Below are 16,412 nucleotides of genomic sequence, written 5' to 3' on the forward strand. Positions count from 1 at the left end.
TTTTTACACAGAGATACCGGCTGCTTTGTTACTTAACGCCGGAGTCTTTTATTCACCTACAAGCGAAGTGCCGAGCCGGATATGAGTAGCGCCTTCTTCAACAGCTACCATATAATCGTTGGACATTCCCATAGACAAATAACTGCAGGGCGCATGAGCCCAGCTTTTTTCCTGAATGTGTCCGCGCAACTCATTCATCTGCCGGAAAACCGGCCGGGTTCGTTCAGCATCCTCTTCAAATGGGGCGAGCGTCATTAATCCTACGATTCGGAGCCGGGGCAGTTTCATCAGCGATTCAATGAACGGTTCCACCTTTTCCGGGGAAAGCCCTGCTTTGCTTTCTTCTCCCGAAACATTCACCTGCACGAAGCATTCGGTAACTGTTTCTTCGGACCGTTTGTTGATTTCTTCTGCCAGGCTCCAGCGGTCGAGTGAATGAATGTATGCACATTTACCGATAATTTTTTTTGCTTTTTTTGATTGGAGGGTACCGATAAAATGAATGTCCGCCCGGCCGGAAACAGCTTCGTATTTTTCAAGTGCTCCTTCCACACGGTTTTCCCCTAAATTGGTTATTCCGGCGTTCACTGCCTCTACCGCGCGCTCCGGGGAGACATACTTTGTAACAGCAATGCATGTTACCTCCCCCGGGTCCCGGCCGGAGGCTTCGCAGGCACGGCCGATATTACGTTTTATCGCTTTCCAGTTGGATTCCACAGTGTTCAAGTGCAGCATCCTCCCTGCCTATATAATATAGATATAACTCATCATTCGTCCAGTTTTCCCGTTTTCACGGCGATGGGAGAAAAACAGCTCTTCCTCAGCGTAAGTACAGTAACGGCTGACAGCAATACGTTCGGGAGCTATTCCTGCACGTTCAAGCAGAAGCCTGTTAGCAATCTTTAGGTCAAGCTCATACCGGCCGTTTGCCTTTTGAATCCACGGCTTATGGTATAAAAAAACTTCTTTATCCTGAAAAGATTGGATGACTGCTTCATTTACCTCATAGTTGGCTCCGGATATCGACGGCCCAATGGCAGCATACATCTGCTCCACCGGGACTCCCTTCTCTATAAAAGCACGTACCATTTCTCCGCCGATGTCCGCTGCAGTTCCTTTCCACCCGGCGTGGGCCAGCCCGGCCACTGCAGAGCTCTCTGTATAAAAGAACAGAGGTACACAATCAGCATAAAAGCTCACAAGCGTAACGTCCTTCGATTGCGTAATTAGGCCGTCAGCTTCCGCCACAGCGGTCTCTCTTTGCTCACTGCCTTTGCCTGCATCGCTTTGGCCCACTTCCACAATCCGGCTGCCGTGGACCTGCTCCTCGGCAATCCACGTAGATAACGGGCGGTTAATATGCCTGGCAGTGATCATGCGATTATTTATAGTGATATTATTGTCTTCCCCTACATGGAAAGCCGTATTCCGACTTTCATAAGGCGGCTTTCCTATGCCATCTGTTCTGGTGGTAAAACCGGCGGCCACTGCTGGACTTTTCGTTTCCAGCTGAAGAATGCCGTTTGTTAAAAGATGAAACGGCTCGTGCTTCATGCCATCATGCCCTTTCTGCTTATTGATCGGTTTGCACAAAACTCATCGCTTTATTATCCGTGTGCTCCAGCGAAGAAAAGCGGGCCGTGTCCGGCCCGCTTTTTTCTTCTATCGCCTGCCCCGCTTTAGCGGCGGCGCCGGTTGCGCAGAAATGTTGGAATATCGAGTCCTTCGTCTTCCTCCTGTCCCTCTCTGGACGATTCGTTTTCAGAAACAGGCTCTTCCTTCCATTCCTGTTGAGGCGCAGGCTGCTGTGGCTGCTGCGGAGCCTGTTGTCTTGACGGCTGCTGCCGGGAAACAGTCTGTCGGCCGCCGCCGCGTGTTCCCTGCGCGCTCCGCTGATCTTCACTATCCTGAAAGCCGGTCGCAATAACAGTAACGACGATCTCATCTTTCAGGTTTTCGTTAATCACTGAGCCGAAGATCATATTAACATCTGTATCCGAAGCTTCAGATACAATCTCAGCAGCTTCGTGCACTTCAAACAGACTCAGGTTGGAGCCGCCGGTGATGTTCATCAGAACGCCCTGGGCGCCTTCCACAGATGTTTCAAGCAGCGGGCTTGAAATGGCTTTCTTTGCTGCTTCCACGGCCCGGTTCTCTCCAGTGGAAATACCAATTCCCATCAGCGCAGAACCTTTTTCACTCATGATGGTTTTTACGTCAGCGAAATCCAGGTTGATAAGACCCGGCACCGCGATCAGGTCACTAATGCCCTGTACACCCTGGCGGAGAACGTTGTCCGCTTCACGGAACGCCTCAAGCATTGGTGTGCTTTTATCTACGATTTCAAGCAGACGGTCGTTTGGAATTACAATCAACGTGTCCACTTTCTCTTTCAGGGAAGAAATGCCATTGGAGGACTGCACTGCACGCTTCTTGCCTTCAAACGTAAACGGGCGTGTAACGACACCTACTGTCAAAGCCCCGATTTCTTTAGCTACTTCAGCAATCACCGGAGCCGCACCAGTACCTGTGCCTCCGCCCATGCCAGCTGTGATAAATACCATATCGGCACCAGTCAGCGCTTCCTCGAGCTGTTCTTTACTTTCTTCCGCAGCCTTTTTCCCGATCTCCGGGTTCGCGCCGGCGCCAAGGCCTCTAGTCAATTTCCCGCCTAGTTGAAGCTTTGTTTCTGCCTCTGATAATTTTAACGCCTGGGCGTCTGTGTTTACAGCAATAAATTCGACTCCCTGTAAACCGTTCTCGATCATACGATTCACAGCGTTCGAACCGCCCCCGCCGACACCGATGACTTTAATCTGGGCTAGCTGGTCCATATCCATTTCAAATTCCAACATATGTGGTCCTCCTATATAGTCGTTTTATCCATCGTTACTTAATTATTCAAAGAAAGATTTAAATACGCTTCGCATCCGCTCTTTAAACCCAGGCTCTTCCGGATCTTTTTCCTTTGTCCGGTTTTGCTGGCGCGTGCTTGAACCATTGCGGTAATTAGAGTCTCCTGCTGAAGCCGGACGGTCTGATTCAGCGTATTTCTCAGAGCGTCCTGCGGCTACAACGGACTCCTCCCCACTATGAACCTTCATGCTTTTATATGCAAATTCAATCAAGCCAATGCTTGCGGTGTACGTTGGCTCACGGACACCGATGTAGTCCGGCATGGCAAGACGGACATGCTGTTTCCAAATGTCCTGGGCAAGCTCAAGCGTTCCCGGCATCATGACTGCCCCTCCGGTTAACACGTAACCGCCGGGCAGATCATGATAACCCATGCGGGAGATCTCCTGCTGTACTAATGTAAGAATTTCTTCCATTCTTGGCTCGATTATCTCTGCGAGTTCGAGCTGCGTGAATTTTTTCTGGTCGTTGTTGCCAAGCGTCTGAATCGAAAATGACAAATCATCCGAAGCGTCATCGATAAAGGCGTGGCCATGCTCAAGCTTCAAGCGCTCCGCTTCTTCTGCAGTCGTTCTGATGCCTACAGAAATATCGTTGGAGATATGGCTGCCGCCGATCGGAAGAAAGGACATTGTCTGGAGCTGCCCTTCCTGAAACACAGAAACCGTGGTTGAGCCGCCGCCAATATCAATTAATGCAACGCCAAGAGAACGCTCGTCCTTTGATACGGCTACACTCCCTGAAGCCAACGGCTGCAATACAATATCTGCGATTTCCAGTCCTGCTCGCTCCACACAGCGTAGTAGGTTATGTAAAGCGGTTTTAGCTCCTGTAATAATAGTCCCTTCCATTTCCAGGCGGGTGCCGAGCATGCCACGCGGGTCTTTAATTCCGTCCATTCCGTCTACAATAAACTGGGCTGGAATGATATCAATAATTTCTCTGTCAGGCGGTATACTCATTACATGCGCTGCGTCAATGACCCTTTCTACATCCTCATCCTGAATCTCGCGGTCTGTGCTTGATACAGCCACGATTCCATTACATGCCCGCATTTCCACTTGATTGCCGTTAATTCCTACAATGACTTGCTTTACTTCCAGATCAACCATTCGTTCAGCCTGGTCTACAGCCTCTTTAATCGCTTTAACCGTTTCATCGATATCGACGATCGCGCCTTTTCTCATACCGATAGACGGCGCCCGGCCGACTCCAATAATTTTCAAGGCGCCACCGCTCATATCTCCGATAATCGCTCGGACAGACGATGTGCCGACATCAAGACTGACATACAAATTTTCACTGTTCAAGGTTGGGCACCCCCTTATAGATCTATTTTCGCTTCAACGTTATAGCTATTACATCTTTTATAATTCCATACGCAACAGAATGTTTCCGGTTGCGCTTCCATTAATAATATATGGCAGTATTTTTGGGTGAGTTAAGAGAAATACGCCTTCTTTTCAGTCTACAACAACTATCTTCAATGGAAAAGGCAATTTTCAAACAATATTCATTCTTTTATCGTTCAGCTTCATTACCACTATTGTTTTCTTCTGATTCAGAAGAACTTCCTTCTGCTCCCTCAGGAGTATTGTTTCCTTCGATAAAACTCTCCTCAGGAACTTCCTGTGTCCCTTCATTTCCTTGCACAGATCCTTCTTCCGATTCTGTTGCTTTAAAGTACGGCGCTCTCATCATGTAAAGCACTCCATCCTGGCCGGCCTCAATGTTTCTTGCAATAGATGGATACGATCCCATGTATTCTGCAAAATCTGATACAGAGCTGCGTACCTCCAGACCATCATTCATATAAAGAGTGATATTGTCTTCATTACTCTCAGAAGGCTCGAAATACACTTCTGAAATCCGGTTGGTTACCCCCTCGCCAAGTTTACCAAGCTCTTCAGCAAATGCTCCGAGTCTGTCTTCATTATTAAAATTCTGCAAAAGCGGCGCATCGGCGGGAAGCTCCTTGTTTACCTTTTCTGTCAGCGTATGGCCGTTTTCAAGCACTGGGGCGTAAGCTCCTTCTGCCTGGGTGTAGGCAACTTTTTCATACTCAGTAACTTCAATATTTACGGTCGCTGGCCAAGATCTTGACACTTCTGCTTCTTCGACTTCCGGCAGTTGTTCTACATTATTTTTAATCACGTTTCTGTCCATTTCCCAAATATTCGTACCGACCTGGACCCCGCTCTCTTCTTTAATAGCCTGCTTCTCTGTAAAATGGGATCCACTCGTTTCAATACTACGGATATGACTTAACGGAGATTGAAAATAGATAACCAGCCCAATCAGAATAAAAAACACAGCCAGATAGATGAACAGCCGCCGTCGAGATTTTTGCCGGCGCTGCTCTTTTAAACTGGGATGGTGTTCTTCGAGCGAGACCAGCTTGCCATCATTTGGCTTCCTCACACCGCAGTCCTCCTCTATTCCCTCGCGTATCAGCTATCGGCTGATCTTCTTTTTACGATTTCCACTTCGGTCTCGAGGTCAATGCCGTAAGCATCTTTAACGGAGGACCGGGCTTTTTCAATTAAAGCAAGCACATCAGATGCTTTGGCGTTCCCTATGTTGACAATAAAGTTCGCATGCAGCTCTGATATCTGCGCCCCGCCAATCACGTGCCCTTTTAGCCCAATGTTTTCAATAAGCTCCCCGGCATGGTCCGGAAGAGGGTTTCGAAATACGCTTCCGGCGCAAGGGTAGGCCCACGGCTGCGTCTCTCTTCTGTACTCTTTGTAGTCCTGCATTTCCTTAAAAATGACATCCTTTTCGCCCTGTTCAAGCTTCAATCTGGCAGCAACACATATGCCTTTGTCCGACTGGAGCCTTGAGGTGCGGTAGGCAAATCCCATTTCCTTATTTGGTATCCACTCCATTGTGCCATCTGGAAATAAGATTAGAGCTTCCGTCAGAACCTTCGACATGTCAGAGCCATGGGCCCCAGCATTCATAAATACTGCACCGCCCACACTCCCCGGGATCCCTCCGGCAAATTCCATGCCTCCGTATCCGTCTCTGCTTAGAATTGTAGCAAGCCGTACTAAAGGATAACCCGCTTCCACAGTAACTGTACCGTTATCATTTTCCATATTGGCGAGCTTTGTGCCAAATTTCAACACTACCCCTTCAATGCCTTCATCATCCACCAGCAGGTTTGAGCCCCGGCCGATAGCACGCCATGGCAGGCGTTCTTCCTGAATCCATTTCATCGCGTTCGTCAGCTCTTCTACGCTTGTCGGCTCAATCAGCCAATCTGCCGGACCTCCAATCTTCCAGGTCGTATGCTTTTCCAGTGGTTCATCTTTCATTACTTTTCCAAAGTCTTCAAAGTCCCACGCTGATTCCGCCTCTTGTCCCATGTAATCCCCTCCTGTTTTCTTATTCATTTATTTCAGGTTCCCTGGATTCATCACATTTTTGTTTTTATATACTCTCTTTTAACGAATGCATCATTTCGATCCATTCCTGAAGCCACCTTACGAAGGTGGCTTCAGGAGTGGAGCAAACCCGCACTCCTTCTCACCTGTACTTTCCGACGCATTCTATAAATGTCCGGCCGCGTTCTTCAAACGTCTGGAACTGATCCCAGCTTGCACAGGCAGGGGAAAGCAATAGCACGTCCCCACTTTCAGAGAGCTGAAAGCCTTTATCCACAGCATCTTCCAAAAATTCTGTACGGTGAATTTCAGTTACTCCTGCTTCCTGTGCAGAGGCCGCTAGTTTATCTCTCGTCTGGCCATATGCGACTATTGCTTTGATTTTTTGAAAAGAATCTATCAGCTCATCAAAGGTATTACCACGGTCGAGTCCTCCAGCGAGCAGTACTACCGGCTCTTCAAAAGCTTCAATTGCTTTTTGGGTAGAGAGCATGTTTGTAGCTTTGGAATCGTTATAAATTTTACGCCCATTCACGATTCCACTAAATTCGAGACGGTGCTCGATGCCGTGAAAATCAGATAACGCCGATTCAATAGCTTCATTGGAAGCCCCCAGTACTTTTGCTGATGCAATAGCCGCGAGCATGTTCTCTTTATTGTGCGCCCCGGGCAGAGAGGCACGGTCCAGAGCCATTACCGGCTCCGTTTTAAAATAAAACATACCGTCTTTAATGTATGCTCCGCCTTCACAAACTGAGGAAGTTGAAAAGGGTACGAGCGCTGCGCCGGAACGCTCTGCAATTCGCTTAACTTCTTTCTGGTCATAATTATAGACCGCTGCATCTTCTTTCGTCATGTTTTGAAAGAGCTTCGCTTTGGACTGCTCGTAATCATTCCGTGACCCGTGATAATCCAGGTGGGCATCAAAAATATTTAACAGTACGCCAACCTTGGGACGGAACTGCTGTATTCCTTTCAGCTGAAAGCTCGAGACCTCTGTAACCATAATCTGGTTCTTTTTGATCTGAGGAGCTACTTCACACGCCACCTTCCCAATATTACCAGCTACAGCCGCTTCCCTGTGGTCCTTTTTGAAAATAGCCTGGATTAATGAAGTGGTGGTTGTTTTCCCGTTTGAGCCTGTAATGGCCACCATTGTTCCTTCACAAAGCGCTGCCGCAAGCTCAATCTCCGTAATAATATTGAAATTTTTTTCCACGGCTTTTTCAATAAATGGGTGATGGTAAGGAATACCAGGGTTTTTAACAATGACCGAAAACGGTTCATCAAGCAAGGAAAGCGGGTGGTCTCCTGTAACCAACCGTATTCCAAGATTTTCAATCTCCTGCAGCGAGGCATCTTCTTTCACCGCTTCTTTCCCGTCATTCACTGTTACCTCTGCGCCGGAACGATGCAGTAGCTTTGCAGCCGCCAGTCCGCTTTTAGCCAGACCTACTATCAGTACTTTTTTTCCTTTATATTCTTCTAAGCGATCCATTATAAAAACACCTCTAATGCGACCCCGGACAGCCCGGCAGCAGCGCCTACTACCCAAAAAGCAGTAACGACCTGCCATTCCGACCAGCCTGATAGTTCAAAATGATGATGAACCGGGCTCATTTTAAATACTTTTTTTCCTCTTAATTTGTATGACATCACCTGGATAATAACGCTTAGTGTCTCCAAAACAAATACGAGGCCGATCACAATCAATGTCAGTTCGGTTTTTGTCAAAATTGCCACAGCAGCAATCGCTCCTCCGAGTGCCAGAGAACCAGTATCTCCCATAAAAATCTTTGCCGGGTATTTATTGAAGATTAAGAAGCCAAGCAGGCTGCCTACCACTGCAAACGAAAACAATCCGATATCCATGTACCCAAGCGAAAAAGCAACCAGGGCGTAGGCTGCAAATGCCATCGTTCCAGTACCGGCCAACAGCCCGTCCAGCCCGTCCGTCAGATTTACGGCATTAGAAGCTCCGACGAGCATGACAATAATAAGAAAGAAATAAGCCCAGCCAAATTCGAGCGACCACCCCGTCCCCGGCACAGCTACGCTTGTATCAAACGTGCCGGTGTACAATACAATAAAAAAGATAAATGCAATAACAATCTGGCCAACCAGCTTCTGTATACTTGTAAGTCCCAGATTTCGCTTCATCACAATCTTAATGAAATCATCCAAAAATCCAAGGATGCCGAATCCTACAGTCACAAGTAAGAGGAGCCATATTTCCGTGGTGTATCCGACAAAAAGTGGCAGAACGATGAGAGCGGTGGCTAAAAGCCCCGCAATGATCATTACACCTCCCATCGTCGGGGTACCGCCTTTTTTCTGATGAGAGGCCGGCCCCATTTCTCTTATGCTCTGGCCAAATTTCAGCCGTTTTAAAGCGGGAATAAGCAACGGTGCCGACACCGCACATATGGTAAATGAAACTATTGTTACTATTAAAGCTGCAAAACCCATTAAGGGAGCTCCTTTCAGTATGAAACGCTACGCCTGTTTATTATTTTTTCTGACTGCTTCTTTTGCTACTTTGCGGTCATCAAATGGCAAAGTTTGATCTCCTACTATCTGGTACGTTTCATGCCCTTTGCCTGCAATGAGCACGGTGTCTCCGGCTCCTGCCAGGAATACGGCACGTTCGATCGCCTTTTCGCGGTCTTCGATTATTTCATATGTCTTCCCGGTAAATCCTGCTTCCATCTGCTCTAATATGCTAACCGGGTCTTCTGAACGCGGATTGTCTGAGGTAAGGATCACCATATCGCTGAACTTTTCCGCAACAGCTGCCATCTTCGGCCTTTTTTCTTTATCTCTGTCGCCCCCGCAGCCTATTACGGCATAAAGACGTCCTTCAGTCATCTCCCGGGCTGTTTGGACTACATTTTCAAGTCCGCCTGGAGTGTGCGCATAATCAACGACAATCGTACTTTCCTGCCCGGCTTCTACAGCTTCAAACCTGCCGCTTACCCCCGGGGCATGTTTCAGTCCATCCACGATACTTGTGACTGATACATTTTCTGCAATACAGGCAGCAATAGCTGCAAGAGCATTGTACACATTGAACTTTCCAAGCAGTGGATATTCCACTTCGGTGCTGCCCCAAGGAGTATGCAGCGTAAAGGATGTTTTGCTCCCTGTCGTGTTTATATTCTCAGCGTAAATATCATTATTTTCACTGAGACCGTACGTAAGTACTGGCACTGTGGTTACTGCTTCGAAGTAAGCGGAAGCTGCGTCGTCACCATTTAAAACTGCTGTACTCAGCTCTCCTGCAAAGCTGTTGCCTAACTGGGAAAACAGAAGGCCTTTCGCATTTCTGTAGCTTTCCATCGATCCGTGGTAGTCCAGATGGTCCTGGGAAAGATTCGTAAAAACTGCTGTACGAAACTGTACGCCTCGTACGCGTCCCATCTGCAGGGCATGAGACGACACTTCCATCACGCAGCTTTTCACCTCTTTGTCCCTCATACCGGCAAACAGCTGCTGCAGCTCGAGAGATTCGGGTGTCGTGTTATTTGTCTCTATGGACTCACTTCCAATTTTGGCATACATTGTGCCGATTAAACCTGTCTTTGTCTGCTCTTCGTTCAGGATGGATTCGACTAAATGACTGGTAGTCGTTTTACCATTCGTTCCAGTAATACCTATTACACGAACATCTTTTGTAGGATGATCGTAAAAATGATCCGCAGCGTAGGCCATCACTTTCTGCGTATCTTTTACGAGCCACACCGGCGCTTCAACATCCACATGCCGTTCAGCTATTACCGCTGCAGCTCCGTTATTTACTGCCTGGGAGGCAAAATCGTGGCCGTCGACTTTTGTTCCTTCAATACAAAAAAACAGACCATTTGGGGTGACTTCCCTGGAATCCATATGTAAACTTTCTATTTCTTTATCTTCGCGTTCAAGCCGCACCATTATGCTTGGAATAATATCTGTAATATATTTCATTTCCGTGCCTCTTTTCTATCCGGAGCAAGTGTTTACCACTAATTATAGAAAAAATGTGTTTCGCCCTTCCCGGGTGTCTTTTAATGAACATGCACGCAGAGAACGAAAAAAGTCCTCTGCGTACACCCCACTCATTCTAATGTGAACAATCAAGCATGTCATGGGACAATCGTCATTAGTTTTCTGCTGGTGCTTCACTTTCTTCTGGCTGTTCTTCCCCGGAGCTTCCCTCTGTTTCCTGGGGAGAAGCCTCTTCCGGCTGCACTTCATCGTTTTCATTTTCTTCAGCATTTTCTTCTTCTGCCGGCTGCTCTGTCTCGGCGTTCTGCAGCTCGTCCGGAGGCACCAGCTCCACTTCCATTTTTTCAGCAGCGCTTACGGCCGTCCCCGGAGCAACCGATTGGGTGCTGACATAGCCCGAACCGTTTGCCGTTATATCGACCTCCAGCAGTTTTTCGAGACGCTGGATCTCCCGGAGGGACCATCCACTGACGTCCGGAATGCTTTTCTGGCCGTTCGTCAGGAAGATTACTTTTTCACCTACAATCAGGCGCTCTGTCTTTGTCGGGATCTGATTTTCGACCTGATTTCCGCTGCCGATGACTACCGGCTCGAGACCGGCTTTCTTAGCGGCTTTTTTAGCCTTTTTTACTGACTTCCCAGTGTAGTTTTCAAATTCAATGCCAGATTCTTCATACGCCTTGTTGTCTTCAACATCCGAAGGGGTAAGGTTCATGTATGAAAGGCTCTGCTGCATCACCGGATTAAAAATAGCACTCACGGCATCAGAGCCAGTTTCTGTCGGCTCCAGCTCCGGACGGTCCACAACAACATAAACAATAATTTCCGGATCGTCCACCGGGGCCATACCAATGAAGGAAAAAATGTTTTGGTTTTCTCCACTCAGATATCCTCCTCCCTCAGGGTCAGAGATCTGGGCTGTACCAGTTTTTCCTGCAACCTCGACTCCATCAATCTGATACGGAGCCCCAGTGCCATGTTCACCTTCAATAACGGTTTGCAGCTTTTCCCTTGTCTTTTTAGCCGCTTTCTTACTGATCGGCTTTCCTGCTACTTTGGGCTCGGATTCATACGTTGTTTCGTTGTTGTTCGGGTTTTCAATATGATCGATCACATAAGGCTGCATCATTTTGCCATCATTAGCGATGGCAGTGGCCCCCTGAATCATTTGAATAGGAGTGACTGTAGACGCCTGCCCAAAGGCTGTTATACCAACGTTTAATGGCGTTTCTTCCGCTAACGCCCCGTCCGCCTCATTCGGGAGATCAATCCCGGTTTCCTGGCCGAATCCGAATTTTTCCAGATAATTAAATAGGGCTCCTTCAGGCAGAATTTCAAGCGCAATTCTCATAAATGCTACGTTCGAAGAACGGCGGAGCCCTTCATTATAAGTGATTTCGCCCCAGCCTTCCCCGTTGTTATGATCCCGGATCGTTTCTCCGGACACGTTATATGTGCCGGATTCATAAGTATCTTTGCCTTCAAAGACGCCTTTATCAATCGCAGCAGCCAGCGTAAAGATTTTCATCGTCGAGCCGGGCTCAAACTGGTCGGACACAGCATAATTGGTATAATTTTCGATTTCTTCATATTCATTCGGGTTGAAGCTCGGCCGGTTGCTCATTCCGAGGATTTCACCGCTGTCTGCGTCTGCCACAACGCCCATCATTTTGTTTGGATTGTAGTTTTCTTCCACCTCTGACATCGACTGTTCAAGCACGCTTTGAATATTGCCATCCAGTGTCAGGTAAACGTCTTTGCCATCTTTAGCTGTGTTCGTCGTTGTCTCATCTTCGTCAAGAAGAGCATTCTCTTCCGATTCTGTTCTCGTGCCGTCTTTACCGGTCAATTCTTCATTTAACCCGGCTTCGAGCCCCATGTGAGCTTCTGACATATCCCGGCTCATGTAGCCAAGGACATGACTTGCAAACGTCTGGTTTGGATAATAACGCGTCGGCTCTTCACGAAAATGTATGCCTGCGAGGCCAAGCTGTTCAATTTCTTCTCTTTCAGATAACGTTAAATACTTGCTTCCTGAACCGAGTTCCACCTGATATTGGTCGCGGTTGAGCATTTCTTTCAGCTCTGCTGCTTCCATGCCGATCAATGGACCGAGTTTTTCAGCTACTTTAGCTGGATTTTTCACGTGATCATCGTAGGATTCATCGAGCACTGCATAAACCGAATAGGATGGCACCTGTTCTGCCAGCGGTTCGCCCTTCTTATCGAAAATAGTCCCCCGCTTCGCCTCGACGGTTTCAGTTGTAGTATACCTGGAGTCTGCCATACTTGCCAGGTCATTGCCCTCTACCGTTTTTCCCACTTGAATATAGACCATGCGGCCCGTGAAAATAAGGAAAAAAATAGAGACAGCAAGGACCAATAGGAGCGCCCGCACTTTCGTACTTTTCAATTTCTTCATGCTGAGAACGTTCACCACCTGAGTTTTTACATGTAACGGGGCCGCTGGTTAACTTGCAAGAAGGGAGCGGTACTGCCGTGTCCCCACGGTTTCCCCTCCCTTCTGTGTTAGTTCTGTTCTGTTCCGTTTACAACTTGAATATTTTCGTCCTTCATTTCCATGCCCAGTTCATTTTTAGCGTAATCCATGATGCGCTCCGGTGAACTAAGTTCAGCCACCTGCAGTTCAAGGTTTTGATTCACCTGCTGCTGCTCCTGGATCTGTGTAGCGGTCTGGTCGATTTGCTGATCCTGGGCGTGTATGGTGGCAAAATTCGAAACGATGAAAAAGGAGGCGATTAGAATCCCGACAATGACCGCAGTCATAATCAGTTTTTCACCTTTTGTAATACCACCGCGAACGTGGTACTGGACTTTTTTATGTACTATTTGTTTGTCTTCCTGCTGGCGTTTTATCTGCTGTGCCAAATTCTCCATTATTTTTTATCCTCCTCGCGTTTTTCGATGATTCGAAGCTTCGCGGAAGCCGCCCTTGGATTTTGCGTAAGTTCATCTTCTGATGGCAGGATCGGTTTCTTTGTGACCAGGTTGAAATCTGGTTCTGCTTCATCGGGCACGACCGGGAGTCCCTTCGGAAGCGGAGGTGGAGAACTTTTCTGTTTAAACAACTTTTTACAAATCCTGTCTTCTAACGAATGAAATGTTATGACACACAATCTTCCGCCGGGCGCTAACATGGTCAGCGCATCGTCAAGCGCTTCTTTGAACACATCAAGTTCATTATTTACAGCAATTCGCAAAGCCTGAAAAGTCCGCTTCGCCGGATGCCCGCCTTTTCTCCTGGCCGGTGCAGGTATTGCACTTTTGATGATTTCCACTAGTTCTTCGGTTGTTTCAATACGGTGATCTTCACGCGCTTTTTCGATTTTTCTGGCAATCTGTTTTGAGAAACGCTCTTCCCCGTATTCTGAGAGAATCTGCCAGATTTCCTGAAACGATGCTTCATTGACGATGTGTGCTGCTGTACGCTCCTGCCGGTGCCTATCCATCCTCATGTCAAGCGGGGCATTATAGCGGTAGCTGAACCCTCTTTCCGGCCGGTCGAACTGCGGTGATGACACTCCAAGATCGAATAATATCCCGTTTACCTGCTCAGTATGAAGCTCGAGCAGTTCTTCTTTTAAAAACTGGAAATTGCTATGTACGATCCTGAAATTTTCTCCATAAACCCGGAGCCGCTGCTCTGCATGAGCGATCGCTTCCTCATCCTGGTCAAAGGCTATTAAAAGGCCCTCGGAAGAAAGCTGCTTCATGACTTCTTCACTGTGTCCGCCGCCGCCGAGAGTACAATCAACATACACCCCGTCCGGACGAATATTCAGCCCCCGGACTGATGCTTCTTTCAATACGGTTTCATGTTCAAATTGTGGCGGCACTTCTATTCCTCCGGCAAAAACGTGTTTGATACTGCGCTAAAAATCCAGGTCGGCCATGTTTTCTGCAATGTCTGGAAATACTTCTTCTGATTCTGCATAATATTCGTCCCATTTGTGTTTATCCCATATTTCTACTCGGCTGCTTACCCCGATGATCATACATTCTTTTTTTAATTCTGCATATTGGCGGAGGGTGGTTGGAATCATCGAACGCCCCTGTTTATCAAGTTCGCATTCTGACGCTCCTGAAAAGAAAAAACGGGTGAATGCCCTTGCATCTTTTTTTGTGAAAGGCAAAGCTTTTAATTTAGTTTCAATGCGTTCCCATTCGTCATATGGATAAACAAACAAGCATCCATCCAGACCACGGGTAACGACGAAAGAATCTCCCAACTTCTCCCGAAAACGGGAGGGTATAATAATTCTTCCTTTATCGTCCATATTATGTTGATATTCTCCCATAAACATATGGACCCAACCTTTCACCACTCCTTACATTTAAGTTACCACATTCCCCCACTTTGTACCACTTTTTCCGGAAAATTTTTTAACAAAAAAAAAACTCCCCGATATTTCGGGAAGCTTTCAGCCGGATAACGTATAAATTAGTGTGCAGATGCTACAGTAATATAATATTCTGCCGGCCGCTTTTCCATTCTGTTTCGGCAGCCGTCTGCGCCGGAAGAAAGGCGCCGAATTCGTTTAACATAAATAAAATATTAACCTGCCTTTCCGCCGGTTCCCGGCGAGGATACAGGCGGCCGATAATTAACTCCAGCCGCCGGACATGTATCTGCACTCTCCGCTCCTGCTCTGCATCCAGCCGTTCTCCAAGGTAACAGGTTTCTTTTTCAATCCGTCTCCAGTTTTCTTTCGCAAAACTTTCCTGTGAAGGAAACTGGCGAATCCATTCTTTAGCAAGAGCTGCATGAGCTTCTTTCATTTCTTCCAACGCCTGGAGGGCTTTTGCTTTCCCGTCCACTTCCAGGGCAGCGCGGCGCACCTCCTGGAGTTTTTGTTCGAGTAAAGGTAAATCCAGCAGCATTCTATAGGGAACATTCTCTTTTTCAGCGGCCTGCTGTACCTGACGGGTGACATAATGCACTTCCATACGCTTTTGCACCACCGGCATCCGCATGCCGAGTAATTCAAACAATGGCTTTAAAAGAGACCAATACTGCATTTCCCCTGGCCCTGCCACAAAGTGCAGAACCGGGAGCATCTGCTCCTGCATCAGCGGCCGGGTAATTACGTCAGTGCTGAAACGGGTGGGTTGGCGCACTGCTTCTTCTAGTAATTTCTCCGTCCCCACAGTTTTTCCCGATCTCCGGCTCCTCCAGGCTCCATCTTTATATTCAAGCAGATGTCTCACGTAATTTATATGATAGAATAGATGCCCGCTGTCAAAATTGATGCCCGCGACCTCGTCGTATCCCGCTGCCTTTCTTTCAGCTGTGCCCTGATAAACAGCCGCATTTATTTTATCTGGATCGGAAAGCAAAGTTTTAAAAAGCGGCTTTCCCAGTTCTCTCCATTCCGGCTGCTGCGGATCCATCATGATAAGTTTTGTATCCTTAAACAGCCAGCGCATCATCTCTGCAAAAAACTGGGACCACGACCTTGAACGATTCAAAAGCACATACACTTCATCTCGTAATTCTTTCGTAAATGGACTTTCGCGGAGCTTTGAAAAAGCTTCTTCCACGAATGCTTCCACTTCCGCTGCTTCAAACGGCTGCTCTGACACAGGCACATTCGGCAGAAAGTTTCCTTCGAACCTCGTTTTATCTAAATGCCCTTCAGCCGGGAAATTGACGTGGTTTACTTCCTCCCAGTCATGATCTTCCCCTGCAATCCAAAACAATGGAAGGACCGGACGCCCAAGCCGCTTCTCCTCCTGGTCTGCAAGCTTTAGCACTGATAATGCCTTGGAAATTACCAGCGAGGGGCCGGTGAGCATGCCAGCCTGCTGGCCGCCCGCTACCACCACGGCCTCGTCATTGTCCATTTTTTCAAGAGCCTTGACCGCTTTATCCCCATAATACAGCCCGCCATTATACTTCTGCAGAAGCTGCTTTAAGTACCTGCGCTCAAAGGACCGGCCGTCTAAATAACGAAGCCGGTCCTCTACCCCCTGATTTTCCCCAGTGTAATGAAAGAGCTTCCTGGCACCGGGCCTGCCCGCTTGATAGTCATGTAAAAAATAATCGGTTTCTATTGGTTGTTCGTACAGAACTTTCATGTCAAACTACCTTCCTTCACGCCT

Annotated in this window: 14 protein-coding genes; all 14 read right to left on the bottom strand. The window is 47.6% G+C overall.

What is annotated here, in order from left to right:
* Positions 1 to 48: 48 nt before the first annotated feature.
* The 14 genes from ACTTK6_RS05650 to bshC all read right to left on the bottom strand — a co-directional run bounded on the left by ACTTK6_RS05650 (position 49) and on the right by bshC (position 16,388).
* Positions 49 to 726, bottom strand: coding sequence for a YggS family pyridoxal phosphate-dependent enzyme (locus ACTTK6_RS05650; RefSeq protein ID WP_462832916.1), 678 nt, complete (start codon positions 724 to 726; stop codon positions 49 to 51).
* A gap of 18 nt (positions 727 to 744) precedes the next feature.
* The gene (gene pgeF, locus ACTTK6_RS05655; RefSeq protein ID WP_462832917.1) at positions 745 to 1,554 is read right to left on the bottom strand and encodes a peptidoglycan editing factor PgeF; all 810 of its coding nucleotides are present in this window, start codon (positions 1,552 to 1,554) and stop codon (positions 745 to 747) included.
* Positions 1,555 to 1,679: 125 nt separating this feature from the next.
* A complete protein-coding gene (gene ftsZ / locus ACTTK6_RS05660) occupies positions 1,680 to 2,855 on the bottom strand; it encodes a cell division protein FtsZ (protein WP_079476101.1) in 1,176 nt (391 codons plus the stop codon).
* Positions 2,856 to 2,897: 42 nt separating this feature from the next.
* Positions 2,898 to 4,226, bottom strand: a complete 1,329-nt coding sequence (gene ftsA / locus ACTTK6_RS05665) for a cell division protein FtsA (protein WP_079476100.1) — start codon at positions 4,224 to 4,226, stop codon at positions 2,898 to 2,900.
* Between the two features lie 211 nt (positions 4,227 to 4,437).
* Positions 4,438 to 5,337: a cell division protein FtsQ/DivIB gene (locus tag ACTTK6_RS05670; protein ID WP_079476099.1), complete on the bottom strand. Its 900-nt coding sequence runs from the start codon at positions 5,335 to 5,337 to the stop codon at positions 4,438 to 4,440.
* A gap of 29 nt (positions 5,338 to 5,366) precedes the next feature.
* Positions 5,367 to 6,287 carry a UDP-N-acetylmuramate dehydrogenase gene (gene murB / locus ACTTK6_RS05675; protein ID WP_462832918.1) on the bottom strand — a complete coding sequence of 307 codons (921 nt, stop codon included), beginning with the start codon at positions 6,285 to 6,287 and terminating at the stop codon, positions 5,367 to 5,369.
* Positions 6,288 to 6,447: 160 nt separating this feature from the next.
* Entirely contained in the window at positions 6,448 to 7,803 is a 1,356-nt protein-coding gene (gene murD / locus ACTTK6_RS05680) for a UDP-N-acetylmuramoyl-L-alanine--D-glutamate ligase (protein WP_462832919.1), read from the bottom strand.
* A complete protein-coding gene (mraY, locus tag ACTTK6_RS05685; RefSeq protein ID WP_462832920.1) occupies positions 7,803 to 8,774 on the bottom strand; it encodes a phospho-N-acetylmuramoyl-pentapeptide-transferase in 972 nt (323 codons plus the stop codon). Before mraY ends, murD begins: the two co-directional genes overlap by 1 nt.
* A gap of 27 nt (positions 8,775 to 8,801) precedes the next feature.
* Positions 8,802 to 10,268, bottom strand: a complete 1,467-nt coding sequence (locus ACTTK6_RS05690; protein WP_079476095.1) for a UDP-N-acetylmuramoyl-L-alanyl-D-glutamate--2,6-diaminopimelate ligase — start codon at positions 10,266 to 10,268, stop codon at positions 8,802 to 8,804.
* Positions 10,269 to 10,443: 175 nt separating this feature from the next.
* Positions 10,444 to 12,711 (bottom strand): penicillin-binding protein, encoded by a 2,268-nt coding sequence (locus tag ACTTK6_RS05695; protein WP_462832921.1) that lies wholly within the window; start codon positions 12,709 to 12,711, stop codon positions 10,444 to 10,446.
* A gap of 107 nt (positions 12,712 to 12,818) precedes the next feature.
* Positions 12,819 to 13,187, bottom strand: a complete 369-nt coding sequence (gene ftsL / locus ACTTK6_RS05700; RefSeq protein WP_079476093.1) for a cell division protein FtsL — start codon at positions 13,185 to 13,187, stop codon at positions 12,819 to 12,821.
* Complete coding sequence (rsmH, locus tag ACTTK6_RS05705; RefSeq protein ID WP_094907853.1) at positions 13,187 to 14,146, bottom strand: 16S rRNA (cytosine(1402)-N(4))-methyltransferase RsmH; 960 nt, start codon at positions 14,144 to 14,146, stop codon at positions 13,187 to 13,189. The genes ftsL and rsmH overlap by 1 nt, the downstream gene beginning before the upstream one ends.
* A gap of 36 nt (positions 14,147 to 14,182) precedes the next feature.
* A complete protein-coding gene (gene mraZ / locus ACTTK6_RS05710; protein WP_022792688.1) occupies positions 14,183 to 14,614 on the bottom strand; it encodes a division/cell wall cluster transcriptional repressor MraZ in 432 nt (143 codons plus the stop codon).
* Positions 14,615 to 14,765: 151 nt separating this feature from the next.
* On the bottom strand, positions 14,766 to 16,388 hold the full coding sequence (gene bshC / locus ACTTK6_RS05715; protein ID WP_079476090.1) for a bacillithiol biosynthesis cysteine-adding enzyme BshC: 1,623 nt from the start codon (positions 16,386 to 16,388) through the stop codon (positions 14,766 to 14,768).
* Positions 16,389 to 16,412: the final 24 nt, after the last annotated feature.

Source organism: Marinococcus salis, assembly GCF_054971365.1.

Excerpts from the sequence above, each read along its gene's own strand:
- ftsL (WP_079476093.1), bottom strand. The coding sequence starts at position 13,187 with ATGGAGAATTTGGCACAGCAGATAAAACGCCAGCAGGAAGACAAACAA.
- pgeF (WP_462832917.1), bottom strand. The coding sequence starts at position 1,554 with ATGAAGCACGAGCCGTTTCATCTTTTAACAAACGGCATTCTTCAGCTG.
- murD (WP_462832919.1), bottom strand. The coding sequence starts at position 7,803 with ATGGATCGCTTAGAAGAATATAAAGGAAAAAAAGTACTGATAGTAGGT.
- ACTTK6_RS05690 (WP_079476095.1), bottom strand. The coding sequence starts at position 10,268 with ATGAAATATATTACAGATATTATTCCAAGCATAATGGTGCGGCTTGAA.
- ftsZ (WP_079476101.1), bottom strand. The coding sequence starts at position 2,855 with ATGTTGGAATTTGAAATGGATATGGACCAGCTAGCCCAGATTAAAGTC.
- mraZ (WP_022792688.1), bottom strand. The coding sequence starts at position 14,614 with ATGTTTATGGGAGAATATCAACATAATATGGACGATAAAGGAAGAATT.
- mraY (WP_462832920.1), bottom strand. The coding sequence starts at position 8,774 with ATGGGTTTTGCAGCTTTAATAGTAACAATAGTTTCATTTACCATATGT.
- ACTTK6_RS05695 (WP_462832921.1), bottom strand. The coding sequence starts at position 12,711 with ATGAAGAAATTGAAAAGTACGAAAGTGCGGGCGCTCCTATTGGTCCTT.
- bshC (WP_079476090.1), bottom strand. The coding sequence starts at position 16,388 with ATGAAAGTTCTGTACGAACAACCAATAGAAACCGATTATTTTTTACAT.
- murB (WP_462832918.1), bottom strand. The coding sequence starts at position 6,287 with ATGGGACAAGAGGCGGAATCAGCGTGGGACTTTGAAGACTTTGGAAAA.